Below are 25,312 nucleotides of genomic sequence, written 5' to 3'. Positions count from 1 at the left end.
CGCTTACCGCTCATGGACACCTCTCTTTAAGCCATCTTAAATGACTCTGAGGTGTCTGTTAAACCCGTGGCGATTCACAGTGATTACTTTCTGCAGGATATAGTGCGTTCTGAAAGGCATCGAGTTCGCTTACCAGCCACAGTAGGTCAGAATCACTTTTATCTACTTCTGAAATGCTAAACATTCGCTATCCTGGATTCAGTTTTAACTACTGAATCTAACATAATGTTCCATCTATGACGGCCTTCAGTATTTTACATAGGAGTGCATGTGAAACATCCGCTCCTGGCGCAAAGCGGACTGACGGCAGGCCAGGGTCCACTATGAGCGAGAAGCATAAGTCGCTGCTGCGTGAGCCGGAATAGTGCTTTGGTGGTGCGGCGGGCGAGAAGAACAGTCCGCATTCAAAAAGCTTTCTCGATGGCGTCAAAAAGTTCTTCTACAATTTGACTCGCTAAGCGGAAACGCTGCGGTAAACATAAAAAGCTCCTGCTGTGCAGGGGCTTTTTTTATTGCTGTACGATTCAGCAAAACGTATCCGTTAGGCGTACTTAAAAATTTTTCTCATGTTTCCGCTTTCGTTGTCGATAACCTGATTGCTGGCTGAGTGATGATTTCACTCAGCATTTTTTTTCATTTCAGGCGATAAGGATATTTATGAACAAGCTTTGTGTTGCGGCGTTGTTGGCTCTGAGTTTAACCGGCTGTGCGCAGCAGACTTTCGTAATGAAACAGAATCAAGTTGGCGCGGCGACGAAAACCACCAGCCAGCCGTTCTTTGTTTCAGGTATCGGTCAGCGTAAGAGCATTGATGCGGCGCAGGTGTGCGGCGGCCAGGAAAAAGTTAACCGGGTTGAAGTGCAGCAGACGTTTGTTAATGGCTTACTGAGCGTGGTGACATTTGGTATCTACACGCCACGTGAAGCGCGCGTTTATTGCGCCATCTGATAATGCCTCAGGCCGGTTCGCCGGCCTAATCCTGCGCCTGTTATTAAATCGCATTAGTATATTGTAACTATTAAATTCTGCTCTCGCACCGCTGCGCGGCTCGCCTGCTGACGACGATATCCGAAACGAGTTCAGGCAACGTCGTCCAGCCTGGTAAAAGCAGTGGTAAGCTGTTGATGCGTGTCAGTCCGCTTTGAGCGAGTAACAGACATTGCAAAAAGCGTGCTGTAAGGATTAACAGGGAGCAGGTCAGTCGCCTTCATCACTTATACGCATAAAAAGATCAAGCCTAAGGCATGCATCTGCGCGGGCATCCAGATGCGGTTTTCTCACCTCCTCCAGCTAACTCCTCCACACGCCGACTTCAATAATGACGTCGCGTAGCCCCGCACCGGTTAAATCTGACGATAGAGAAAGTAATGTTTTCACTGATGATTTGTCCTAAAATCATGATCATTGAGTAAAAACGATGGCTGCAATCAGACTCATAGCATCATAAGCCGTGAAACAGTCAATCTGCATTTCAATTATTTCTACAAAATGAGGTCAAATTGAGGCCTTTAAGACAAGCTGCTACGGAGTGACTGGCATGAGTGAGTTAGTGACAATGGCCTTGAGGATCCCACCTGATGACGAATAAACAGGGTGTTTTGATTGTTAACCTTGGAACACCAAAAGAACCAACGCCTGTTGCAGTAAAGAAATTTTTATCTAAATTTCTGCATGACTACAGAGTGGTCGACTTACCAAGAATCATTTGGTGCCCCATTCTACATGGCGTGATTATCCCATTACGTGCAAGGCGAGTGGCGAAATTATATTCTTCGATTTGGATGGAGGAAGGCTCCCCTCTCATGGTTTACAGCGTCAGGCAAGCCCGTGCGCTTGAAGAAGTGACAGGTATGCCCGTCGAGCTGGGAATGAGTTATGGCGAGCCGAGTATAGGTGGTGCAATTGACAGGCTACTGGAAAAAGGCGTCGATAAAATTATCGTCATTCCTTTGTATCCCCAGTTTTCATCTTCGACCGTTTCTTCTGTTTGGGATAGCGTGAGCCGTCACCTGCAGATAATGAAGAACCGGTATACACCCTCCATAAATTTCATCAATGACTATGCCGATCACCCTGCCTACATTGAAGCGTTAAGAGCATCCGTTCAGGCATCTTTCGAAGCTAACGGCGTTCCAGATGCATTGTTAATTTCATATCATGGTATACCGGTAAGGTTTGTCAAAGAGGGGGACCGATACCAGGAAAGATGTGAGTTAACGACAAAATTACTCATTGAAGCAATCAATATGCCGTCATTGAAAATATTGATGACGTTCCAGTCAAGATTCGGCAGAGAGCCATGGTTAACGCCTTTTACTGATGAGACAATTAAAAATCTACCGAATGAAGGAATAAAAAGCCTGCATGTAATCAGCCCGGGGTTCGCATCAGACTGTTTAGAAACGCTTGAGGAGCTTGATGAGCAGAACAGGGAGATTTTTATGCATGCGGGTGGTACATCGTTTACTTACATACCGGCGCTTAATGATAAACCGATTCATATCGAGATGCTGCGACAACTTGTGAACCTTAATCGGTTTCAGGGATGATTTTCACACTCTTGGGAGCAGGGTGTTGCAGGTGTCAACATTCATAGTGAAACCAGAAGTGGGCCCTCCCGGACATGTATGTGATACGTGCCGGGGCGGCGTTATAGGGGCCGCCTGGAAACCCGCTACTCCAGCTGCAAGCAACTGTCTTGTACGAGGGTATGAGTCGGAGATTATTCGTGGGCAAGTCAGCTATGAGCGAGAGGCGGACGTTTAGTATTTACGGGTACGCCTGCGCTGGCGCACCCGGTTACACTCAGGGCTTCCAGCGGCGCAGAGAGGTATGGTCTTCATACGGCAGCTTTGAAGGTAAAGAAATCAGTTCAATGACGCTACCCCACGGCGTGCGGCCGTAGCAGAAAAAGTTATTCTCTCCCACCTCAGTTGGAAACATCAGGGGCTGAGGAGAAGTAAACATTTTCCCGCCAGCCTGCTCGAACAGGCTGATAGCCTCGTTGATGTCATCAACGTAAACAGCAAAATGCTGCAGGCCATAATCACTGGGTCGCACGGGCTGACTTTGCTCTGGCCCCTTCATTTCAAAAAGTTCCAGTCCCGGGCCGTGCTTCAGCTTCATCATTCTGACCGTGGTAATTTTCGTTCCCGGGAACAGGTTCAGAATATTTTCCGTTTCTTCGCCTTTTACGTCATCGTCTGAAGGCGAGACGGAGTCATAAATAACTTCTGCACCAAAGGCGTCAGAAAAGAAGCGGGTAGCCTCATCAATATCAGAAACGGTAATGCCGACGTGGTCCATACCGCGAATAACGTTGGTAGGCATAGTTTTCTCCCTGTGGTTGTTCAGATGTGAGTGATGTTATTAATCAGCCCTGGCGGGCCGCCATTGTCGCGAGCGCACTAAGCTGAGCTGAAATATGGTCACGGGTGTCCGCATCCGTTATGTGGCCGGATTTTGGATCAAGCCGGGATGAGGCCTGTCCAATCATGACCTCTGGCTTGTTAAGCACTCTGCCGTCAAGAAAGACCAGAATCTGACGCAGGTGATACTGCGCCCTTGCGCCACCTATGGCACCGGGTGACGCAGTGATTATGGCGACAGGCTTACCGGCGACAGGGGTATCCGGAAGACGTGAAAGCCAGTCCAGCGCATTTTTCAGGGCACCCGGCACAGAATAGTTATATTCAGGTGTGACAATAATCAGGCCGTCTGCTGCCGCTATCGCTTGTCCCATTTCCACAACCGATTCAGGAAACCCCTGAGCCTGCAGGTCAGCGTCGTAATGCGGTATTTCTCCGACAGAGCTGAGCGCGCTGACATCCACGCCTGCCGGCGCCAGCAGGCTAAGATTGCGGGCTACGACGGCGTTAAAAGATTCCGCGCGAAGACTGCCCAGCAGTGAGACAAATTTCAAAGGTCTTGTCTGTGACATGACTGCTCCCCGTGTTTTTAAGATGGATACGCCGGCAGGTGCCGGCACTTTGTTTTCGAACTGACTTAAGCCTGGTATAGAATTACACATCGATAAACACGCTATGTGTCGCCAGAGAGTCAACTTTATGTCTACCGGTTTTACAGCGGAATCCTTGCGAGGAATCACGACTTTTGTCACAACGGCCAGGTCCAGCAGCTTTACTGAAGCTGCGGAGCAATTGGGCATTACAAAATCTGCCGTCGGAAAAAGCGTGGCGCGGCTTGAGGAGAGGCTGGGAACGCGGTTGTTTCACCGCTCAACCCGTAAGCTAAGCCTGACCAGTGACGGAGAGGCCTATCTCACCAGTTGCCTCTCTGCGCTGGAAATTCTGGACTCGGCTGAAAATACGCTCAGCCGGCGGCAGGACAATCCTGCCGGAACGGTGCGTATAGACATGCCAGCATCATTCGGACGCAATCTGATGATGCCGGTGCTGCTTGAAGTGATGAATCGTTATCCAGCCCTGCGTCTGGTGTTGACCTTTAACGACCGTCTGATTGATCCGGTTGAGGAGGGCGTTGACCTGGTACTGCGCCTGGGCGAACTGCAGAGTACCGATGAGCTGATTGCGCGTCGTCTGAGCCGGCAGCGCCTCATGCTCTGCGCATCTCCCGCTTATGTTGAGCGGCATGGTCAGCCCTTTGATGTCGATGCGCTAAAAAAACACTGCTGCATTATGGGGTACCGGCGGGGGGCGCCGCTTGCCTGGCGGCTGCGGCCAGCCGGGGAGCGGGAATTAAAGTTTATCTCGGCCTCGGCACACCAGATAAGTGACGGAGACGCCATGCTTCAGGCCTGCCTCGCAGGAGCCGGTATTGCCCAGTTTCCGGAATCGATGGTGAACAGCCATATTGATGAGGGCAGGCTTGTTGCTGTTATGCCCGATCATATGCCCGTACCCGTCGGGCTGAACGTTGTCTGGCCCCGGACAAGGCATCTGATCCCCAGGGTCAGGCTTATTGTCGATGAACTGCTAAGTAAGGCCGAAAAAGGATACTTTGGCACTCTTAAGTAGAATTTTTGTCACCACTCAGGCGATTTCAGGGCTGTTTATCAACTCTAAGCAAGCTTATATCCTGTCTGTCCTGCTGCCATCACCGTGTCATGTGCCGGTTCTCTAAACGAAAGCCGGCACGTGTTATGCGCAGCTCAGACAAAAAAATAGGTTAACTGACAGGATATTTGTTATGCCACTTGCTCTCTGGGCGCTGGCGATTGGTGCATTCGGTATCGGTACGACTGAATTCATCATTGCCGGCCTGCTTCCCGTTATTGCCGCTGATTTCAACGTTACTATTCCCGTGGCCGGAAATCTGGCAACGGCTTATGCGCTGGGTGTTTTTGTCGGCGCGCCGGCCCTGATTATTCTGGGCTCAAAAGTGCCCCGAAAAGCCATGCTGGTTTTTCTGATGCTGCTGTTTGTGGCGGGTAACCTCGTTACGGCCTTTGCGCCCACGCTGGGCATTGCCATTCTGGGCAGGATCATCACGTCTCTGACTCACGGCGCCTTCTTTGGTATTGGTTCGATCATTGCTGCCGATATGGTTGCGCCGTCTAAGCGGGTAAGGGCGATTGCATTCATGTTCATGGGACTGACCGTAGCAAATCTTATTGGTGTTCCCGTCGGTACCTGGATCGGGCAGCATCTTTCCTGGCGAGATGCTTTTATGGTTATTGCCGCAATTGGAGTTGTTACGGTTATCAGCGTCGGTATGCTTATCCCGCATCAGCCCCGTCCGGAGAACCATAATTTCGCACACGAGTTTAATGCCTTCCGCAACGTCAATGTTCTGCTGGCGATGGGCATAACGGTCTTTGGGCCGGGTGCATTTTTTACCTCCATTACCTATATCGCACCCATGATGATCGGGCTGGCTGGATACAGCGAAAGCAGCCTGGCATGGCTGATGCTGCTGTTCGGTCTGGGGCTATTTGTCGGTAACCAGCTGGGCGGCAGATATGCCGATCGCGCGCTGATGCCGATGCTTTACGTCACCCTGGCCGCTCAGGCCGTAGTCCTGCTGGTATTTAACTTTACTGCCCACAACCAGGTCATGTCAGCGGTCTGTATTTTTCTGATGGCTGCGTTTGGGTTTGCGACCGTGTCCCCCATCCAGAAACTGGTGATGGACAAAGCGCGGGCGGCAGGGGCTCCGACGCTGGCTGCAGCCGTTAACATAGGCCTCTTCAATCTCGGTAATGCCCTGGGTGCATGGCTGGGAGGGGCAGTTATAGCGGCCGGCTTTGGTCTTCAGTCGCCTGACTGGGCAGGCGCGATACTCTCGGTTATAGCGCTGATTCTGGCAGTTATATCCGGACTGACTGACAAAACCGGGCATAGCGCTACTATGCGTTCAGCTTCTCACAGTGAGTAACGTCCGCTTCTGGCACAGAGCGGGCATCTGGCAGTCTTCGCATAGAGACTCGATACTGAGGACGTCTGGGAGGCAATGAAAAATTCAATAGCTGAATGCGCGCCGCACTTTACCAGACAGCAGGAAAAAGAGATGCGGGCGCTTATCCGGAGTACGCCCGCACTGTTCGCACGGAAGCTTGAGATATTTGAAAGTCTGGTTTCTGAGGCCACGGACTTTTATGTACTGCATCTTGCTGAAACACTGAGCAGGAACAACGTAATTCCTGCGATTCGATCCTGTTTTGCCTGTCTTCAGGTTGTCCAGGGGGAAGAGCACTGAAATAGCTTCAGGGAAAGCTTTTATCACCCTGATGGCAGAAATGAAGCTTGTACTCCTGACCATGTCCCGATAACCAGATGAATCAGGAACAGAGTCAGAAAAAATGAGCCACTAAAGCCCGATTCTATCGACATGACGTAACGCATCTGTTGGTGAGTTACGCCATGCCTGTAACCCATGTAAAACTATGCTTTTCTCTTACTCTCGTGATTTGCCAGTTGCCGGCTAAACTCGTCAGCCGACCAGCCTTGTTGTAACGCTTCAAGCAACAGCTGCTGTTGCGTTTTGGGCACCAGACCACCCAGCGGAGGATCGGTATCAAGATTAGTCGGGAAGGAGTAGCCTTCGCCGCTCGCCGCCACAACGGCCTGTCGCTGCTCATCGCTTAATGGCTTACTCAGCAGAGTAGAATAGATTGCCTCCATCACCTTGACATGATTCACTTTTTCCATGGTTTTGCCAAAGGCGGATGAGACCTGTAGCAAATTAGCAGTGCGTACATGGTCCTGCGTAACGTTATTTCCCGCGGCATGGAACAGCGCCGGATTGAAAAATAATCCGTCGCCTTTTTTCAGTGGTAACTGAATGGCATGCTGCTGGAAAAATTCAATAAAACGCGAATCGCGCCAGGCCAGATAGCCCTCTGCATATTGTTGCGACCAGGGTAACAGCTGGGTCGGCCCTGATTCTATCGGCATATCGCTGTGCGCGACCGCACCCTGAAGCGTCAGGTATTGCGACAGAATATGCAGCGGCAGCGGGAAGCGGGCGACGACATCATTAAGCTGAAAGCCAAGGTGGTAATCCCGATGCGGCTGTTGCGCTTTGCCGCCGGGACGAACCTGATTTACCTGCGCCGTAATTTCATAGCCGGGGCCAACCCAGGCTTCGCAAATTAGCGCCAGCAAAGGGTTGCTGTAGTATGCAACGAAGACATCGGCATCACGCTCCGCTACTTTTTGCAGCGCATTCCAGATACGCCCATTACTGCCGGCTTTGGCAAAGTGGTCGCCACCACCGCCGTTTTCCGCTTCGCTGGCGAGAATATCCTCAAACACCTTATTGCTGCTGTCTATAGCGGAAACGTCGCTGTATAAGCCCTGAACCACGAACACTCCTGGTCCGCCAGACAATGCGTGATGCAGTTCACCCAGCAGGGACTGACGATCGGTTTTGGCTGCTGCCATCAGATCGTCATGATGATAGATAAGCACATTTTTATCGACGGAATGCGCCAGTGGGAAATCGTCTTTGCGCAGCGTCTGCGAGCAAAGCGTAGCAAACTTATCGAGAGAAATATGACTGTCATTTATATAGATGCTGTTCATGTTTTTACCTCAAAGAGTCAGAGCATGTGATGGCTGAAAACCACCGTTGTCACCGCAACCAACCACACTTTGATCAAAATCGATCACCGCGCCTGTCATCATTCCCGACTCCCCGGAAAGGAGAAACGCTACGGCCCGTGCGACTTCAGTTGACTTCAGCAGACGGCCAAAAGGTTGCGCCTGCTCAGCTTTGGTCAGCCAGTTTTCTTCAGCATTATGATAATGCCGCTGGATGTCGTGCTCATGAGGCGTGTCCATCCAGCCAATGTTCAGACCGTTCACCCTGATACGATTGCGCATGGCGCTGAAAGCCACGTTTTTAGTGAGCGTAACCAGTGCGCCTTTCGATGCGGCGTATGCGGTCAGGAAGCTCTGACCGCCATGGGAGGTCATGGTAATGATATTGATAATGCTGCCTTCAACGCCTTTGGCAATCATCATCTTGATTGCCGCCTGCATCAGAAAGAAAGGGGCACGGATGTTGACCGCCATAATGGCGTCAAATAGTTCCGGGGAAGTGTCGAGGATAGTGCCTCGGTCGGACATGCCTGCACAGTTCACCAGTCCATGCAGGGTGCCAAACGCCGATTCTGCTACCTCCACCACTTTCATGCAGGCTTCTGGCGAGCTGATATCTGCTTCAACAAATATCACCTCGCACCCGGGGTGGCTGAGGGTTTCCGCCTGTTCACGTCCGGCTATCGCATTACGTCCGCAAATCACGATGCCCCGCGCCCCACGCTCTGACAGCAGACGGGCAACGGCTGCGCCCAGCCCCTGGGTTCCGCCGGTAACGACGAACACTTTATTGTTAAAACTGCCGCTTTCATTCAGGTCCATTTGTTGTCCTTTCTAAGTCAGGAGAGGTAAGGTCTGCCCGCTTGCTAACACTGACCTTAGCAATTACATTCGGTTAACAATACGTCCACATAACCTCAAAGAGACCTCAATTTATGGTCAGGTCATTCTCCATCAAACAAATCGCGGCCCAGTCCGGCGTCAGTAAAGCCACTGTCGACAGAGAATTGCACCAGCGAGGCAGCGTAAGTCCTCGTACTGCCCGGCGCATTGCCCAGGCAATCCAGGATCTGGAATTACAACAACGCGCCAGCCTTGCCAGCGGACGCACGTTGCCCATTGACCTGGTGATGCACACGCCGGAACGCTTCAGTTCACTGACTGTGGCGGCGCTGCTCAGTCAGATTAAAAGCTTTGCACCTTTCCGGCTGACACTGCGCTGCCACATCTTTGAAGAGGTCACACTAGAAGAGTTGCAACGCGAGCTGCGTCGCTGCAGTAATGACAGCTATGGCGTATTGCTCAAAGCCAGCGATCATCAGTTGCTCGAGGGAACTATCGCAGAGCTGGCGGAGCTTAACGTTCCGGTGGTCACACTGGTTACAGACCTGCCGGACAGCAGGCGTATCTGCTATGTGGGAATGGATAATGTCGGTGCGGGGCGAACGGCAGCATGGCTCCTTTCCCGATGGCTTTTGAGGACGGCACAAACAGTCGCGATAGTGATCAGCAGTACGGATTTTCGTGGAGAAGAACAGCGCATGGCAGGCTTCATACAGGCGCTTAATCAGCGTGCGCCGTATCTGAAGACCATAACCGTCAGTGAAGGATATGGTATCGATTCACTGACTTTTACGCAGATGTGCAAGGCGCTGGAACAGGACTCTTCTATCAAGTCTGTTTACAGCGTGGGCGGGGGAAACAGCGCGATTCTACGGGCTTTTACAGCAATGCAACGGCAGACAGAAGCCTTTATTGGTCACGACCTGGATGAAGAGAACCGCGCTCTGCTGACTGCTGAAAAAATAGATGCGGTGATTGATCATGATCTGAAGGAAGACGCGAGGTCAGCATTTAGCGCGATTCTGCGTTTTCATGGTTTTTTGCCAGAAACAGAGGATGAAGCGGCATTATCACGCGTAATTGTTGTAACCCCTTACAACATCTGACTTATATCTCCATTAAAGTCATCCGAGCCCTGAGAGGTGTACGAGTTAAAAGTTAAATTACTGATGCCCTGGATTATTGACTCCCTCCCCCAATAATCAACGTAGTTAAGGATGAACAACGTCCGCTTCTGGCCCTGAACAGACGTCGATGAGTTAAATGCGCTGCCAGGTGGAGCGGAAAGAAACAGTTTACTGGTAATCCCGTCATTGACAGTGAGATGGTAAAACACCTCACTTAAAGAGCAGCAAGAATGGCGGATTCCATTTTCTCCGGGGTGGTGGTCGGGGCAAAGCGTTTGATCGGTTTTCCGTCGCGCCCGATCAGGAACTTAGTGAAGTTCCACTTAATACGACCACCCAGCACGCCGGGTAATTCATCTTTCAGGTAACGGAAAATCGGGTGCGTTGAGGTGCCATTGACCTCAACTTTCCCGAACATCGGAAAACTCACACCATAGTTGATGTGGCATGTCTGCGCGATTTCTTCGGCACCGCCGGGTTCCTGCTTTCCGAACTGGTTGCAGGGAAAACCCAGCACCACCAGCCCCTGCGCGGCGTACTTTTTATAGAGCGATTCAAGACCTGCGTATTGTGGTGTGAATCCACAATGGCTGGCGGTATTAACCACCAGAACCACCTTGTCAGCGTAGTCGGCCATCGGGATAAGCTGGCCATTCAGACTGGTGGCAGTGAGTTGATAAAAGGGAGACATGTCGCAATCCTCAGAGCAAAAACCGTATGGCGTTAACATTACCACAGAGTGCATAACGACAGCGGGGTCTGGGAAGCAGATGCTTAGTTAGCTGGTCAGGCATCCTGGCTTCAGGTGCTACCACCTGAGTTAATGACTATTTCCCACGTCAGATCTGGTTGTTATTCCTGATGAATTTCAACCACGACTTTACCCTTTGCATGTCCGCGTTGAAGACAGTCAAGCGCATCCTGAGTTTCTGCAAAAGGGAACACCCGGTCGATTACCGGTTTGATATGTCCTGCTTCTATAAGTTTGCCGATTTGGGTGAGTTGATCGCCATCAGGACGCACAAAGAGAAATGAATAATCCAGACCGCGCTTTTTTGAAAGGCGCATAATTTTGCGGCTCATCAGGGCAAAAATCATCCGCAGGATGATATTCAGCTGCCGGGCTCGCGCGAAATTAACGTCTAATGGACCGACCAGAGAAACAATCTTTCCACCAGGTTTAAGAATCTGCATGGATTTTTCAATGGAATCCCCCCGCAGCGTGCCGAGTACGAGATCGTAGCCACTCAGCACGGTTTCAAATTCCTGCTCTTTATAGTCGACCACTTCATCTGCGCCCAGCCGACTCACCCACTCTACGTTGGCTGAACTGGTCGTCGTCGCTACCCGGGCGCCAAGATGCTTTGCCAGCTGAATCGCAATAGTGCCAATCCCTCCCGAACCTGCCGGAATAAACACTTTTTGGCCTGGTCGCAGATGTGCTCTCTCTGTAAACGCCTGCCAGGCGGTGAGGCTAACCATCGGCAACGAAGCAGCCTCAATGAAATCCATATTTTCAGGCTTAATAGCCGCGAGACGTTCAGGAACGCATGCAAAATCGGCGAGTGAACCTGTTCGCGTGTCGAAAATGCTGGCGAAGACTTCATCGCCCGGCTTGAAACGTGTCACCCGACTTCCTGTTGCAATCACCACGCCTGACAAATCACTGCCCAGTGTCGCCGGAAGTTTAAAATGCAGAATCGGTTTGAAAATTCCGCCGGGGATAATGTTATCAATGGGATTCAGACCAACGGCATAGACTTTTACCAGGATTTCATCGGCAGCGGGGGAAGGGTAATCTACATGTTCAAATCCCAGCTCAGGTGACTTCCCGTAGCGTTTAAACGTAAAGGCTCGCATCGTCCTGGTTTTCATTTGGTGTTTATCCTCTGATGTTTAGCACTGACGTACTTTCAGGTGCCTCTGTTGCTGAGCAAAAAAGCGGCTCCGCGAGCAACGTAATAAATAATGGAATAAGGTTTTGCCGGTTAATATTCTCATGCCACCATTAAGAGATTCATGGTCGATTTACCGTTCAGCAGAACCCTGTAAAAGGTTCTGCTGAGCAGGGCTTAGCTAAAGGGTTTTGTATCGCTCTGCGGCCTCTTCCTGTCGGATGTCCGAGAGCAGACCCTGACGGGAGGCATCAAGAACATCCCAGCGCTCAGCTTTGTGTAATGGCGGAATCGTCACGTGTTCGCGGCGGTCAAAACCCGCCAGAGCGGCGTCAACCAGTTCGCCCACTTCCATCATTTTTGAGGCGTTACTGATGTCGATACCGGCACGATCCCAGATTTCGGTGTACGTACCTGCAGGGAGCACCGCCTGGATATAAATGCCTTTTGAAGAGAGCTCAACGTTCATTCCCTGAGAGAGGAAAAGAACAAAGGCTTTTGTTGCGCCGTAAACCGTCATTGCAAATTCCGGGGCGAGTCCGACTACGGAACTGATATTGACGATCGAACCTTCTCCGGCTTCTGCGAACCGGCGTGCTGCAGCAGTGGCCAGTCTCGTCAGGGCAGTGACGTTAAGCGCGATAAGGCGTTCAATGGAATCAGGCGTCTGCTCGGTAAACGTGCCGGATTGAGCGATACCTGCGTTATTGATAAGAGTGCCTATCCGCGTGTCTTCCCGGAGGCGTGCTTCAACAGCAGCTAAATCACTCGCCAGCGTGAGGTCGGCAGGCAGCACATCGACGGAAATATGATTTTCCTGTCGCAGTCGTTCAGCAAGCGCCTCTAATTTCAATTTGTCGCGAGCAACCAGAACCAGGTCATGTCCACGACGTGCAAAGCGCTCAGCGTAAACAGCACCAATACCCGTTGATGCGCCTGTAATGAGAACTGAAGTACGAGTCATAGTTTTATCTTCTTCATTTGTTTGATAAAAATTGCCGTTAGCGATATAGGGTTAACCGTGATACCTGAAGAGTGATTAACTGTTACCGCTAAGCGATGGATAGTCGGTGTAGCCCTCCGCACCACCGCCATACAGTGTTTCAGGATTAAGCGGGGCCAGAGGCGCTCCCGACTTAAGTCTTTCGACGAAATCGGGGTTAGAAATGAAGGGGCGACCGAACGCGAACAAATCGGCTTTGTCCTGTGCAAGATGGTCAGACGCCAGCGCCAGGTCATAACCATTGTTACCGATGTAGGTGTTTTTAAAGCGGCGACGCAGCGAAGCGTAATCGAACGGTAAGACATCACGGGGACCTCCCGTCGCGCCTTCAACAACATGCAGATAAACGATACCTGAAGCATCAAGTTGCTCTGCCAGGTAGTCATATTGTGGCTGCGGATCGCTGCATGAAATCGCATTAGCAGGTGAGACCGGTGAGATGCGAACGCCCGTCCGCGCTGCGCCGATCTCATCTTTCACGGCCTCCACGACCTCTAGTAGCAGACGCGCACGATTCTCAACTGAACCGCCATATTCATCTGTGCGCTGATTGGCACCATCTTTCAGGAACTGCTCAAGCAGATAGCCATTCGCACCGTGTATCTCTACGCCATCAAAGCCTGCGGTAATGGCATTGGCTGATGCCTTTCTGAAATCGGCAACAATGCCTTTTATTTCCTTCAGCTCAAGCGCTCTGGGTTCTGAAACATCAACAAAATGGTTGTTCACGAAGGTTTTGGTTTCAGCACGGATAGCTGACGGCGCGCCTGGTGCGGCTCCTTCTGGCTGTAAATCGACATGTGAAATTCGACCTGTGTGCCACAACTGCACAAATATCCGTCCGCCTTTGTCATATACCGCATCTGTGACTTTACGCCAGCCCTCAATCTGGGCCTGCGTGTAGATCCCCGGCGTATCCTGATAGCCCTGCGCCTCTGCTGAAATCTGCGTAGCTTCGGTAATCAGTAACCCTGCTGTGGCACGCTGAGCGTAGTAAGTCGCTGCCAGTTCACCTGGCACCAGGCCTGCGCCTGCCCGGTTACGCGTAAGCGGGGCCATCACGATGCGATTCGCAAGCGTGACAGATCCCAGTTCATAGGGCTGAAATAAGGATTGATTCGTCATGGTTATTCCTTTGCGGATTAGCGGGTCAGTAAACTGATTTAATGATGATGATCGTAATCATTAAAGTCAACTGGTTTGATTATGATCATCATCAATGTATACTTAAGCTCAGTTTCAGGAGGAAAAGATGAAAGTGTCAAAAGAGCAGGTTCGCGAAAACAGGAACCGAATCGTTGAAACGGCGTCAGAACTTTTCCGTGAGCGGGGTTACGATGGGGTAGGCGTCGCTGAACTGATGTCAGCCGCAGGGTTAACGCATGGCGGGTTCTATAAGCACTTTGGGTCGAAAGCCGATTTGTTAGCCGAAGCGATGAGCTGCGGCTTCGCGCAATCGGCGGAAAAAACTCAGGGTGTGAGTCGGGAAAAGTTCGTTGAATATTACCTTTCCCGGCAGCATCGCGATGATATGGCAAAGGGGTGTGTCATGTCGGCTTTGGGCACCGATGCAGCGCGCCAGTCTGAATCCATCCGCGAGACCTTTGCAGCCGGAATTGAACGACAGCTTGCCGTTTTAGAAACGGAACAGGTCACGCGTGCGGATCTGATCAATACGCTCGCGCATCTTGTGGGTGCACTGATGCTTTCGCGTGCCTGCCCGGATAATTCCAGGCTTGCTGATGAAATTCTGGAGGTCTGCCGTACGCGTCTGATCAGCCCGGATGCCTGTAAAGATTGAATCGATGCTCTTCCCGTTCAACCTTACTAAAATCGTTGCGGCCTGGACTGAACGCACCAGCCCGCTGGCGTTTTATTATGAACGGCGGGAATGCGTAATCCGGACTTCCCGTTCCGGATACCATTCCCATCAACGCGCTATCAATCAGTCGGCCATCCACCTGGGACAGTGACCCATCACTCAGCCGTTGTCGCGGAATCCAGGATAAAGGCTCATTCCACCATCGATAAAAAGCGTGGTGCCATGAACGTAATCAGAGAGATCACTGGCAAGCCAGACGACGGCGTTCGCCACATCTTCAGCCGCACCGATACGTCCATAAGGAATGAGCTTTAACAGCGCTTTGCCCGCTTCACCCTGGGTGCTTTCCTCGTTGATGGCGGTAGCGATAGCGCCGGGTGCCACTGCATTGACACGAATACGTTCTTCACCCACTTCCTGAGCCAGACTTTTCATCAGCATGTCAACGCCGCCTTTTGATGCGGCATAGTTGACGTGTCCGGCCCAGGGAATGAGCTGATGAACCGAGCTCATATGAATAATCTTACCAACAGCTTTGCTGATGTCCTTGCGATGCTCCTGACGCTTGAACTGACGCAGCGCAGCACGCGCGCAGAGGAACTGGCCAGTCAGGTTCACGTCCAGAACGGTATTCCAGTCCTCTAGCGTCATCTCAATGGACGGGGCATCTTTCTGCAGTCCTGAGTTCGCCACCAGGATATCCAGCCTGCCAAATTCCCTGATTGTCTGGTCAAAAAGATTCTCTACATCCGCCTCTTTCGACACGTCACCTTTGACAGCAATTGCACGGCCTCCATCGGCGCGGATTTTCTCAGCCAGCTCCCCGGCCGGTTCCGCCTGGCTATGGTAGTTAATCACTACACAGGCACCTTCTTTAGCGAGTGCTTCTGCGCAGGCATAGCCGAGACCCGAGCTGGCACCGGTAACCAGCGCAACCTGATTTTTGAGAGAAAAGATCATGAGGCATCCTTATTTCTGTAAATGATGAGCGTCTTAAACCCGGCCGGCATCATCAGGGGAGTGAATATCGATGTATCGCTGACACTACGATGTCCAGCCACCCCCAAACTGATTAATCGGCTAGCCGGATCGGGCGCATGGGCCTGAGTCACTGAATTATAGATGTGAAGTACAGGGTTAGCCGCTAATGCGGTCTGGGTGGATAGTCAGGAAACGTTGAAGCAGGAACATAAGCAGTAAAAAATGGGATATCTGAAAGGCAAAAAAGCAGCTATCAGAAGATAGCTGCTTTTGGCGCTCAGGCTTTTCTGGCTGGAATCACTTTTACTATTTATTGCTTATTGCCTGATAAACAGGCCAGAGCTTGATCATTTTCTATCAAGACCACGAGACCGGCCCCCTTTTCCTGAGGCAGAGGAGGTGGTAATGAACGCTAAAGAGTCTTTACCACCATTCCAGCCGCGGCCAGCATCATGATGGTACCGGCTGAACGGAAAAGGAGTCGTTGCGCTTTAGCACTGGTCAGGAGGTGGCGTATCCTGAGGGCTGCAAAAATAAAAACGGCTCCCACACTTAAAAGGACTAACACGGTAAGCGGAACCAGCAGTCCTCCCCACATCTGAAAAGATACATTATCGAGAGAGATAACCAGAGGCAGTATAGCCAGATAGAAAGCGATGGTTTTAGGGTTTCCCAGCGTTATGGTCAGTCCTGAAAACCAGGCTGATGCCAGTTCTCGTTTTGTCGCTTTTTGATCGATATTTATTGCCTGAGGCTGGTGGCACCAGAACTGCCATGCCAGCAGGCATAAAAAGAGTGAGGCAGCCCAGTTAATCAGCGTAAAGAGAGAGGTAAAGGTATGAGCGATCACCGCCAGACCAAATACCGCCACAGATAAATAAATCAAATCTCCGAGAATGAGACCGGCCAGCATCGTAAAGCCTGTTATTGCGCCCCCACTCACGCTGCGAGCGACTAATGCAGTCATCCCCGGACCCGGAATTGCAGCAGCTAAACCGAGTGCAGCAATATAAGATAGTATTTCAGTAGTTCCTGACATAGTTATTCCTGTTGAAATGCACTTCGGTAAAAGGGAACAGAGTTAGTTGTTCAAAAATGCCTGGTACTGAGCGATGGTTGTCATATAAAAAGCTTAATTAAGGCTGAAAGATGTGCATCCTTTTTATCAGTTGGTTTAACGTTGAAAGTGCAGGTTCGATTATTCCAAAGCGGATATTGCTGCATTAATTTAACTACGCAGATGACAAGTTTAATTTTCATGTGCGCGCAGTGCTCTATCCGATCCTCTCTTCAAGAGATGATCAGCTCCCTGTATTCTTTAAATTAAATTGAATCATATGCATTAAGTCAGGGTTCAGTTTTCCCTTATATTGTTTGTAATAACAACCTGGAAAAGTAAATATATTATGCAGCAGGAAAGCGGAAAATTGTTGCCTATATTATTTACTTAATGCCTGTTTTTAGGTAAAAGTAACCTTAAACTGCTTCCAAAAAGAAAGGAATTTCCCCTTATGGCGCTTAGCTCGACAGATATGAAAATTCTCGAAATTTTACAGGACGATGCCCGGGTAACTAACCAGGTACTGGCGGAGAAGATCAATATTTCAGCATCTCCCTGCTGGCGCAAAGTTCGTAAGCTCGAGGAAGATAAAGTGATTCAGGGCTATCGTGCTGTTATTGACCGCAAGAAAATTGGGCTGGGAGTAATGGTTTTCATTCGGGTCGTCATTGACAGCCATAGCGAAGCGGAGGCCAGAAAATTTGAAGAGGAAGTGACTGCCCTGGAGGATGTGGTTGCCTGTTATAGCATCGGTGGGGATGCTGACTTTCTGCTACAGGTTGTGGCTTCAGATCTGGACTCCTATGCTGATTTTGCAATGTCAGTGGTACGCAGATTGCCAGGAATTAAAGAAATGCAGAGTATGTTTGTGCTTAAAGAGATCAAACCACTCGTTAGTTATCCTATTAAGAAAATCTCTGAGTAGTCTATCGCTGCCGGGATGCCCAGTGACTGATTATCAATTCCGCATAGAGCGGATTGAATGATCAGGCACGCTACTTGCGTTATTCATCGCACAAAACTGTTATCCGGCATGATCTTACACAAGTTAAAAGCGGCATAGCGTTAGCAAGCTTGCTGACTCCCCACATTTTCTCTGCTTTAACAACACAAATATTTGTTATGACATGATTGTTGATAACGACCAGCAGTGCCTTTCAAAACGGAGCCGCCAGCAGCTTAAACTTTAATTCATAGCTTATCTTCAGACTCTGTCAGCTTAAAAGAGACGCTTATTTACATGAAATTATGCCATCAATCTTCCCCCAGCCATAAAGTCCATGCTTTACCGTGACGATAACCGTTGTACCGGGATTTGCCGGCGTAGTTTAAGCTTTAATGTCAGGGCGGGGTTTTCACGATGCCGCGCCCTGACAATCTTTCTTGCGACTGGATGATTTCAGTCGCCGAGCCTATTTAAGGCGTCTCATCAGAAAATCGGGCGCTAATCGCATCACGTTCGTAGCCCTGCGGTTGTGTCAGAATATGGTATAAATCAGGACGGCGACCATGGATCCAGCGACGTCCGGTACTCATTGCAAGCAGACTCAAATCAAGGTCAGCGCTCACCATAAAATCTTCCGCTGCCCAGGTTTCATTAATGATTCTTCCATAGGGATCCAGGATCATTGCATTACCTGTGCGCACCTCATCATCATCTGCACCTACGCCGTTACTGAAGAGAATAAATAAGCCGTTGTCATGCGCACGAGCTGGCAGCCACCTCATCAGCCATTCCCGACCATTTGCCCCTTTGAATGCAGCAGTAATTTCTTCCCTTCGCGTTTCCCGCTCCGCCCAGAGCGTCAGCGGAATGGGTTTCATCGCATAAGGACTGCGGGAATCGGTACCGCCTGTCTGATGTGGCGCGAGAAGAATATCTGCACCCAGCAATGCCGTTGCACGCACATTTTCTACCAGATTATTGTCCCAGCAAATGAGGATACCTACTTTTACTCCCCAGGGCGTTTCAAAAACGGTAAAGCGGTCACCGCTGCTGATTGACGGATGTTCAAAAGCGTGGAGTTTGCGATGAGTGTGCATTGAGCCGTCCGGCATACAGGCAACATACGCATTATAGAGGCGGCCATCATCGGCTCTTTCGATAAGCCCGGCGCCAATCAGCATTTGATGTTTCATCGCCAGGGAACGAATCAATGTAAGGGAAGGACTCCCCTCGATCGGCTCGGCGAGAGCAGCTACCTCAGCCGAGTTGAGTTTGGGTACATGCCAGTAGCCAGTAATACACATTTCCGGGAATGTGAGGATTTTCACCTGCTCAATCGCTGCCTGTTCAATAAATTTCTCCATTATCAGCAGATTATAATTTTTGTTATTTGCCAGATGCTGAAATTGCACGGTGGCAGCTTTTAAGGATGTATGGTTGCTCATGGTACTTCTCCGGTAGTAATCGAAACTGAATTACATAACCATTGCTGATAACTGTATAATCAAAACATTTCCGGTTTCGATAACCTTTTGGAATGTAAAAAATGAACATCCGCTTGCTTAAGGCCTTTTTGATACTGGCTGAAAAAAGAAATTATGCCGACGCGGCACGGGCGTTGTTTATTTCGCAACCTGCATTGACCAAGCAGATTAATCTCCTTGAGTCCCTGGTGGAAACGTCACTGTTTACGCGGGGGCGTCATGGAGCCACACTCACGAGCGGTGGCAGATGTCTGCTGCCAGAGGCTGAAAAAGTGGTCAGGCAAACCCGATTATTTATGCATCATGCAGAGCGAGTTTCAAAAGGGATTGAAGGGCATTTAGCCGTGGGGTTCGGTCTCTCAAGTTTTTATCTTGCACCACGCTGTATGGCAGAATTTCGTCGGGAGTGTCCGGGGATAGAGATGTCATTGACGGATCTTCCTTCCTTCCAGCAGTACGAACTTTTGCAAAATGATGAGCTCCAGATCGGTTTTGTCAGAGTTCCGCCTCCCGTAACGCTGGATTACCTGCCATTGTTTACCGATCGATTGGTTTTGATTGCGCCTGCAAGTTCACCGTCATTGCCTGCTGATGACTGGCTGAAGAAACGCCCTCTGTTGCGACTTCATGCCGGGCGAGGACGGGGTTTAAATGCGCAAATTGATCGCTTTCTTCATGACAACGCGCTTTTCATATCATCCACTCAATTGAGTGATGATATACAAACTATTGTCGCGCTGGTCATCGCGGGCACGGGTGTTGCCCTTGTGCCATACAGTGTTATGCATATTGCACCGCCGGAGCTGGTTATTATTCCGTTAACAGGTGAGTCAATAAGCTGGAAAGTTGGCATTGCCTGGAACGCGAACCACGAGGATATAATCCGTGATAATTTTATTGCCAGTATTAAAAAGGGCATCGCGCTTCATGACGTCTGACCCTCCAGAAACAGGCACTCCTTTTGCCATATTGGATAGGGCAGGATTACTGACATAATTCTTAGTACCCTCTTCAGAACAGGGTCATGATACGAAAGCGACCCTGGAGACGAATAATTTCCTGTTGCGGATAGGGCTTCTCAATACAAACCGTCATTCAAAACGTTCTGCACAGCAGGAATAGCATCCCCGTTTCGCATTATGTATCTGGATATAACTAATCTGCGGTTCGGCAAAAAAATGGCCGATGAGATCTTCGGCAAGTTTCCCCTCAGCTATATCCGCCTCTTTTAAAAAATGCTTTCCGTCATAGGCCCTTAATGACAGCGTTCTGCTTAGCAGGACTTCAGGTAATTCATTGATGTAAATGCCTTGCCGGGTGCATCCCTCCCATATATAGATTGCATGAGTACCAAAATAGGGCGTGTCGGCAGGCTGATAGATGTGATTAATCAGGAGGGCGCTTTCGCCAACGGGGATATCGCACAATGAGATTCTGTCGGGATAACCCGGATAGCATTCTACCGTTTGTCGTACTGCATGGTGTTTTCTCAGATATTCATCGCTCTGTCCAAAAAGATGAGCAAATTGCCCGGCGTTCAGGCCAGAAATTTTATATTTCATAGCATCCCTCTCTTTTCATCGTAACACCGCGAATAATGACGTTATCGAATACTGTGAGGAGAAACTCGCCGTTATCGGTCAGGGAATTTTATGATGTGGCCGTCCGACAGTGGCAGGCGAGTGCTTCATCAGCTGCAAACTCTCAGACGCTGGCTGATACCTTCACACAAGTGCTAAGGCCTCACTTCCCGACAGCGGCGCTCAAATTACTCTGTTCCCTCTCACTCTTTCCCGTTCTCCTGTCGTCACTTCATTAAAAAGATCGCTGAACTCCACCCGGTAACGACATACTCGTCACATAAACTAAGGTTGACGAATACTTTTTTGTGACAAATAACACAACCTGATTACATCTTCCGGCGGGAAAAAATTTTTATCGTGATAATGGTTTTACTCAGTACATTACAGTTTTACAGAGTAAAACAAAGCGCTTTGCGGAATACACGTAAAGCGATGACAAAATTGTGAGGATCATCATGTCTGAAAAACAGCACATCACGACTTTCTCTGCCGATATTGAGCAGCAGACCGTTAAGAAGGTGGTCTGGCGCATTTTGCCCTTCCTGATTGTTTGTTATCTGATTGCCATTATCGATCGCGGCAACATTGGGATGGCTTCGTTGCAGATGAACGAAGATTTAGGGTTGTCGAAAGCGGTATTTGGTTTTGCGAGTAGTCTGTTTTTTGTCGGTTACTTCCTGTTTGAAGTACCCAGCAATCTGGCCATGCAGAAAATTGGCGCAAAGATTTGGATCTCTCGCATCATGGTGTCGTGGGGTATCATCTCTGTCTGTACCGCCTTTGTTGAAAGTGCCAATACACTCTATATATTGCGCTTTTTACTGGGTGCCGCTGAGGCCGGATTTTTCCCTGGCGTCATTCTTTATCTGACTTACTGGATCCCCGGAAAGTACCGAGCACGCGTGATTGCTACCTTTATGGTGGCCATTCCTGCGGCGAACTTTATTGGATCGCCCATTTCTGGTCTGATTTTGTCACTGGATGGCTGGTACGGTATGCGTGGCTGGCACTGGTTATTTATCCTGGAAGGTATTCCGGCGGTCATTCTGGGAATTGCAGCCTTCTTTTTACTGAGCAATCGTCCCACGAATGCCAGCTGGTTAAATCAGGAACAAAAAGCGTGGCTGAACAGCACTCTCGAAGCCGAAAATGCGAAGAAGAAGGCGATAGGTCATATCTCTTTGTGGCAGTTGCTGCGTCACAAACATATCTGGGTGATGGCACTGATTTATGCAGGCGCGTCTGCGGCTGGCTCAACGCTGAGCGTCTGGTCTCCGCAACTGCTTAAATCGTTTGGACTGGATAACTTCACCACCGGTTTAGTCAATGCGATTCCTTACGGTCTGGCCTCCATTCTGATGATTATCTGGGGGAGAAGTTCTGACCGCAGCGGCGAGCGTCGCTGGCACACCGCGTTAACGCTGTTCTTAATTGCAGGTGGCCTGCTGTCAGCCTTTATCACCAATAGTCTGACCGGCAGTGTGGTGATCCTGTCGCTGGTATTAATCGGAGCCTACTCAATGAAAGGACCTTTCTGGGCGCTGGCATCGGGATGGATGTCATCGACTACCGCTGCCGCGGGTCTGGCGGCTATCGGTGCGATGGCGAATCTGATCGGCGGTGGAGTGATGGTCAACGTTTATGGCATTATCAATCAGGCGACCGGCAGCCATACGCTGGCTATGGTGCCACTGGCTATCCTCTGTGGCATCGGGGGCATTGCCGTGCTGGTCATGGGCCGCAAAAAAGAGTTAACCATCGACGTTGAAAATAGCGCTTCGTCAGTCAGTAAATAAAGTAATCCAGCCTGCAGACGCTTAGCAGCGCGTCTGCAGGCGGGTTCTTCCGGCTTTATCTCTGCCATATAAACATTCCACATCCTGTCATTACCTGAATCAGTCTGCTGGTTGTTGATGTCTGTTATGTGTCAGATGCGGAAAGAACTTACCTTTGGGGATTTACTGACAATACGCAGTTTAAGAGCGTTCAGAACTGTTAAGCATGAGATCAATAAAGGCGCGTACAGCAGGATTTGAACGCCGGCTCGCATGCCATACCGCAGAAATATTATGCCGCTCTACTGAAAAATCAGTGAGAAGGGGCACTAACTCCCCGCGCTTAACCCAGGAAGCAGCCATAAAACTCGACACCATGCCTATTCCGGCACCGGCCGCCACAGCCGCGATAACGGCCTCGCTTGCATCGACGATGACAGCAGATGATGGCACAATTTCAATCTCCCGCTCGCCAACCCGGAACGGCCAGCGAAAAATCTGCCCCGTATTTTGATATCGCAAATTAACCGTTTTATGCCCGATAAGATCATTGGGGTGTTCGGGTTCCGGGCATCGGGTCAAATAATCTGGCGAAGCATAACAACCTATCTGATAGGGCGACAGGCGACGCGACAGAAGATTTGAATCTGCGAGGTCGCCGATCCTGATGGCTATATCAATACTCTCGTCAACAATGCTAATTACGCGATCACTCAGTTTTAAGTCGATTGTCACTTTAGGATGAAGTGCACAGAATTGCGGAAGGAGAGGCGCGATCACATGAACACCAATGGGAAACGATGCCGCAATGCGTAATGTTCCCGCTGGCTCCTCTCGCGATCGCATGGCGACCTGCTCAAGCTCCTCAGCATCGCGTAATAACTGCAGCGTGCGCTCGTGCAGTTCACGACCCTCAGCAGTCAGCACCAGCGAACGGGTGGTTCGGGTGAACAATGTGATGCCAAGACGCTGCTCCAGTCTCTGAATACTTTTACTTATCGCGGAAGGGGAAACTGCCAGCGAGCGAGCGGCAGCGGTAAAGCTGCCGAGCGATCCCGCACGAGCGAATGCAATCAGACCTGTTAGTCTTTCAAAGATTATTTGTTCCTTCATGGCAATATTAAAGCGAAATCCAGCCCCATTATCAATCATCACAATTGGTCATATTCTGGCACCTGAATCTGTGTTGGAGTGAAATTGCCATGACTGAAATGATGAAAGCAGTACAGCTACATGCGTTTGGTGGCCCGGAGAATCTCAGGTATGAAGATGCACCCCGCCCAACTATCGGGGCTGACGAAGTCCTTGTGCGCGTGCATGCCGCAAGTCTGAACCCACCAGACTTGTATCTGCGTGATGGTTATCGGGCGCTTCCGCCTGAGTGGCGGCCCGAACCCCACTTTCCCTTAATCCTGGGAACGGATGTTTCAGGAGTTATCGAAGCCGTGGGCGAAAATGTTTCCGCATTCAGCACCGGAGATGAAGTCTATTCAATGGTGCGTTTTCCTGATGGGGTAATGGCCGGTAGTGGTGCTTATGCCGACTATGTAAGCGTTCCTGCATCAGAGGTGGCGTTAAAACCTCATGGAATAGACCATATCCAGGCAGCGGGTGCCCCGATGTCACTGCTCACCGCGTGGCAATTTCTTGTCGACGTCGGCCATGATGCGCCCAATCCGTTTCAATCTTTCAACCATAAACCGATTCTGCTTGAAGGCCAGACGGTGATGGTTAACGGTGCAGGAGGAGGCGTAGGGCACATTGCTGTTCAGATCGCGAAGTGGAAGGGTGCGAGAGTCATTGCCGTCGCTTCTTCCCGTCATGAAGTGCTTATGCGCGAACTGGGTGCGGATGATTTTATCGACTACACCAAAGTAGCCGCTGAGAATGTAGTGAAAAACGTCGATCTGGTTATTGATGCTGTTGGCGGAAAGCATATAGAGCGCTTTTTAAGCTGCATCAGACAGGGCGGAGCACTATTTCTGGTGAATCCTTTGAATTTTACTGGGCAGATTGAGGCCACTCAAAAAGGGATTACTGTGTCAACAACGCAAGTGCGTTCAAGTGGTCTGCAGCTATCCGAAGCGGGGCTTTTGCTGGAAAAAGGCATTATCAACGTCGTGATTGATAGCACCTATCCGTTAGCCATGGCATCAGCCGCACATCAGCGCGCTTCGTCAGGAAGTATCCAGGGCAAAATTGTGCTGACTAACTTCTGATTACCCCATCCCTGATCAGCCATTTTCTGAGGGCGAATAGTAGTCAGTTAAAGGAAAAATAAGATGCTTATCATTTCCGGTTATATGTACATTGATCCTTCTGTCCTGGAAAAATTTATGGGAGAACTTAACTTATTGGCAAATGCCGTTCGACAACGTGATGGAAACATTTCATATAAAGCTGCCGTGGAGGACTATCAGACCGGAAGTTTGCTTATATCAGAACGATGGGTGGATCAGGACGCGCTCAATGCCCATCTTATAAAAACCGACACGGTAGAGTTTATCAACCGATGGCAGGGAAAAATGAAGGGGGAACTCTTCAAATATGACGCCTGTAACGAGAGAGGGCTTATGGATGGGTAAATAAAAATCTTATTAAAATCGAGAGTGCTTTATTATCAAGCCTCGGATCTGTGAGTAATCGCTCTTCGCTCATAGCAGGCATAAGCCTGGACGATGGTCCGCTTTGTGCCAGAAGCGGACATTTTTGCTAAAGGTGATGAGTTACTGGGTCAGGCTGTGCAGAGTAAAAGCAATGAGCAACACC

General features: G+C 50.0%; 24 protein-coding genes and 1 pseudogene. 12 read left to right on the top strand and 13 right to left on the bottom strand.

Annotated elements, in window-relative coordinates; all coding sequences use genetic code 11:
• Positions 1-323 precede the first annotated feature (323 nt).
• From HFD94_RS22510 to hemH, 3 genes and pseudogenes are all read left to right on the top strand, one after another.
• A pseudogene (locus tag HFD94_RS22510) lies at positions 324-458 on the top strand (molecular chaperone DnaJ); the annotation flags it as partial.
• Between the two features lie 199 nt (positions 459-657).
• On the top strand, positions 658-948 hold the full coding sequence (locus HFD94_RS22505) for a Bor family protein (RefSeq protein WP_010259114.1): 291 nt from the start codon (positions 658-660) through the stop codon (positions 946-948).
• Between the two features lie 629 nt (positions 949-1,577).
• Entirely contained in the window at positions 1,578-2,549 is a 972-nt protein-coding gene (gene hemH / locus HFD94_RS22500) for a ferrochelatase (protein WP_010259113.1), read from the top strand.
• Positions 2,550-2,805: 256 nt separating this feature from the next.
• On the opposite strand, the gene HFD94_RS22495 is transcribed toward hemH, so the two are convergent.
• Together HFD94_RS22495 and HFD94_RS22490 are read right to left on the bottom strand one after the other, a co-directional pair.
• Complete coding sequence (locus HFD94_RS22495) at positions 2,806-3,330, bottom strand: VOC family protein (protein WP_122890066.1); 525 nt, start codon at positions 3,328-3,330, stop codon at positions 2,806-2,808.
• A gap of 43 nt (positions 3,331-3,373) precedes the next feature.
• Positions 3,374-3,940 (bottom strand): NADPH-dependent FMN reductase, encoded by a 567-nt coding sequence (locus tag HFD94_RS22490; protein WP_033773748.1) that lies wholly within the window; start codon positions 3,938-3,940, stop codon positions 3,374-3,376.
• Positions 3,941-4,067: 127 nt separating this feature from the next.
• Here HFD94_RS22490 and HFD94_RS22485 point away from each other — a divergent pair, with 127 nt between their 5' ends.
• Together HFD94_RS22485 and HFD94_RS22480 are read left to right on the top strand one after the other, a co-directional pair.
• Positions 4,068-4,997 (top strand): LysR family transcriptional regulator, encoded by a 930-nt coding sequence (locus HFD94_RS22485; protein ID WP_029519724.1) that lies wholly within the window; start codon positions 4,068-4,070, stop codon positions 4,995-4,997.
• Positions 4,998-5,169: 172 nt separating this feature from the next.
• A complete protein-coding gene (locus HFD94_RS22480) occupies positions 5,170-6,357 on the top strand; it encodes an MFS transporter (RefSeq protein WP_122890067.1) in 1,188 nt (395 codons plus the stop codon).
• 506 nt (positions 6,358-6,863) lie between these two features.
• On the opposite strand, the gene HFD94_RS22475 is transcribed toward HFD94_RS22480, so the two are convergent.
• Positions 6,864-8,006, bottom strand: a complete 1,143-nt coding sequence (locus HFD94_RS22475) for a phytanoyl-CoA dioxygenase family protein (RefSeq protein WP_033760058.1) — start codon at positions 8,004-8,006, stop codon at positions 6,864-6,866.
• Positions 8,007-8,015: 9 nt separating this feature from the next.
• A complete protein-coding gene (locus HFD94_RS22470; RefSeq protein ID WP_122890068.1) occupies positions 8,016-8,846 on the bottom strand; it encodes an SDR family oxidoreductase in 831 nt (276 codons plus the stop codon).
• A gap of 113 nt (positions 8,847-8,959) precedes the next feature.
• Between HFD94_RS22470 and HFD94_RS22465 the strand changes: the two genes are divergently transcribed.
• Entirely contained in the window at positions 8,960-9,973 is a 1,014-nt protein-coding gene (locus tag HFD94_RS22465) for a LacI family DNA-binding transcriptional regulator (RefSeq protein ID WP_122890069.1), read from the top strand.
• Between the two features lie 235 nt (positions 9,974-10,208).
• On the opposite strand, the gene HFD94_RS22460 is transcribed toward HFD94_RS22465, so the two are convergent.
• From HFD94_RS22460 to HFD94_RS22445, 4 genes are all read right to left on the bottom strand, one after another.
• Positions 10,209-10,685, bottom strand: a complete 477-nt coding sequence (locus HFD94_RS22460) for a glutathione peroxidase (RefSeq protein WP_033773751.1) — start codon at positions 10,683-10,685, stop codon at positions 10,209-10,211.
• 161 nt (positions 10,686-10,846) lie between these two features.
• Positions 10,847-11,869: an NADP-dependent oxidoreductase gene (locus HFD94_RS22455; protein WP_167433545.1), complete on the bottom strand. Its 1,023-nt coding sequence runs from the start codon at positions 11,867-11,869 to the stop codon at positions 10,847-10,849.
• 201 nt (positions 11,870-12,070) lie between these two features.
• The gene (locus HFD94_RS22450; protein ID WP_122890070.1) at positions 12,071-12,853 is read right to left on the bottom strand and encodes an SDR family oxidoreductase; all 783 of its coding nucleotides are present in this window, start codon (positions 12,851-12,853) and stop codon (positions 12,071-12,073) included.
• A gap of 75 nt (positions 12,854-12,928) precedes the next feature.
• Positions 12,929-14,017: an alkene reductase gene (locus HFD94_RS22445; RefSeq protein ID WP_122890071.1), complete on the bottom strand. Its 1,089-nt coding sequence runs from the start codon at positions 14,015-14,017 to the stop codon at positions 12,929-12,931.
• Positions 14,018-14,144: 127 nt separating this feature from the next.
• Here HFD94_RS22445 and HFD94_RS22440 point away from each other — a divergent pair, with 127 nt between their 5' ends.
• Positions 14,145-14,693, top strand: coding sequence for a TetR/AcrR family transcriptional regulator (locus HFD94_RS22440; RefSeq protein ID WP_122890072.1), 549 nt, complete (start codon positions 14,145-14,147; stop codon positions 14,691-14,693).
• Between the two features lie 180 nt (positions 14,694-14,873).
• On the opposite strand, the gene HFD94_RS22435 is transcribed toward HFD94_RS22440, so the two are convergent.
• Both HFD94_RS22435 and HFD94_RS22430 read right to left on the bottom strand, forming a co-directional pair.
• On the bottom strand, positions 14,874-15,674 hold the full coding sequence (locus HFD94_RS22435; protein ID WP_122890073.1) for an SDR family oxidoreductase: 801 nt from the start codon (positions 15,672-15,674) through the stop codon (positions 14,874-14,876).
• Positions 15,675-16,107: 433 nt separating this feature from the next.
• A complete protein-coding gene (locus HFD94_RS22430) occupies positions 16,108-16,734 on the bottom strand; it encodes a LysE family translocator (RefSeq protein WP_060678999.1) in 627 nt (208 codons plus the stop codon).
• 472 nt (positions 16,735-17,206) lie between these two features.
• On the opposite strand from HFD94_RS22430, the gene HFD94_RS22425 reads away from it, so the two are divergent.
• On the top strand, positions 17,207-17,680 hold the full coding sequence (locus HFD94_RS22425) for an Lrp/AsnC family transcriptional regulator (RefSeq protein ID WP_122890074.1): 474 nt from the start codon (positions 17,207-17,209) through the stop codon (positions 17,678-17,680).
• 491 nt (positions 17,681-18,171) lie between these two features.
• Here HFD94_RS22425 and HFD94_RS22420 read toward each other — a convergent pair whose 3' ends face one another.
• Positions 18,172-19,146 (bottom strand): nitrilase family protein, encoded by a 975-nt coding sequence (locus tag HFD94_RS22420; protein WP_122890075.1) that lies wholly within the window; start codon positions 19,144-19,146, stop codon positions 18,172-18,174.
• A gap of 101 nt (positions 19,147-19,247) precedes the next feature.
• On the opposite strand from HFD94_RS22420, the gene HFD94_RS22415 reads away from it, so the two are divergent.
• Positions 19,248-20,123, top strand: coding sequence for a LysR family transcriptional regulator (locus HFD94_RS22415; RefSeq protein WP_122890076.1), 876 nt, complete (start codon positions 19,248-19,250; stop codon positions 20,121-20,123).
• A 153-nt stretch (positions 20,124-20,276) separates the two neighbouring features.
• On the opposite strand, the gene HFD94_RS22410 is transcribed toward HFD94_RS22415, so the two are convergent.
• A complete protein-coding gene (locus tag HFD94_RS22410) occupies positions 20,277-20,747 on the bottom strand; it encodes a DUF1203 domain-containing protein (RefSeq protein ID WP_167433544.1) in 471 nt (156 codons plus the stop codon).
• 476 nt (positions 20,748-21,223) lie between these two features.
• On the opposite strand from HFD94_RS22410, the gene HFD94_RS22405 reads away from it, so the two are divergent.
• Entirely contained in the window at positions 21,224-22,564 is a 1,341-nt protein-coding gene (locus tag HFD94_RS22405) for an MFS transporter (RefSeq protein WP_033768614.1), read from the top strand.
• 180 nt (positions 22,565-22,744) lie between these two features.
• Here the strand turns inward: HFD94_RS22405 and HFD94_RS22400 are convergent, their stop codons facing one another.
• Positions 22,745-23,656, bottom strand: a complete 912-nt coding sequence (locus HFD94_RS22400; protein ID WP_033780390.1) for a LysR family transcriptional regulator — start codon at positions 23,654-23,656, stop codon at positions 22,745-22,747.
• Positions 23,657-23,745: 89 nt separating this feature from the next.
• Between HFD94_RS22400 and HFD94_RS22395 the strand changes: the two genes are divergently transcribed.
• Entirely contained in the window at positions 23,746-24,762 is a 1,017-nt protein-coding gene (locus HFD94_RS22395) for an NADP-dependent oxidoreductase (protein ID WP_122890077.1), read from the top strand.
• Between the two features lie 63 nt (positions 24,763-24,825).
• Positions 24,826-25,128: a putative quinol monooxygenase gene (locus HFD94_RS22390; protein WP_010670690.1), complete on the top strand. Its 303-nt coding sequence runs from the start codon at positions 24,826-24,828 to the stop codon at positions 25,126-25,128.
• Positions 25,129-25,312 lie beyond the last annotated feature (184 nt).

It is taken from the genome of Pantoea sp. EKM20T, assembly GCF_011800485.1.
In the GTDB taxonomy this organism is placed as follows: Bacteria; Pseudomonadota; Gammaproteobacteria; order Enterobacterales; family Enterobacteriaceae; genus Pantoea; species Pantoea agglomerans.
Note: the sequence above shows the minus strand (reverse complement) of the source record. Positions and strands in the feature narration are given on the sequence as shown.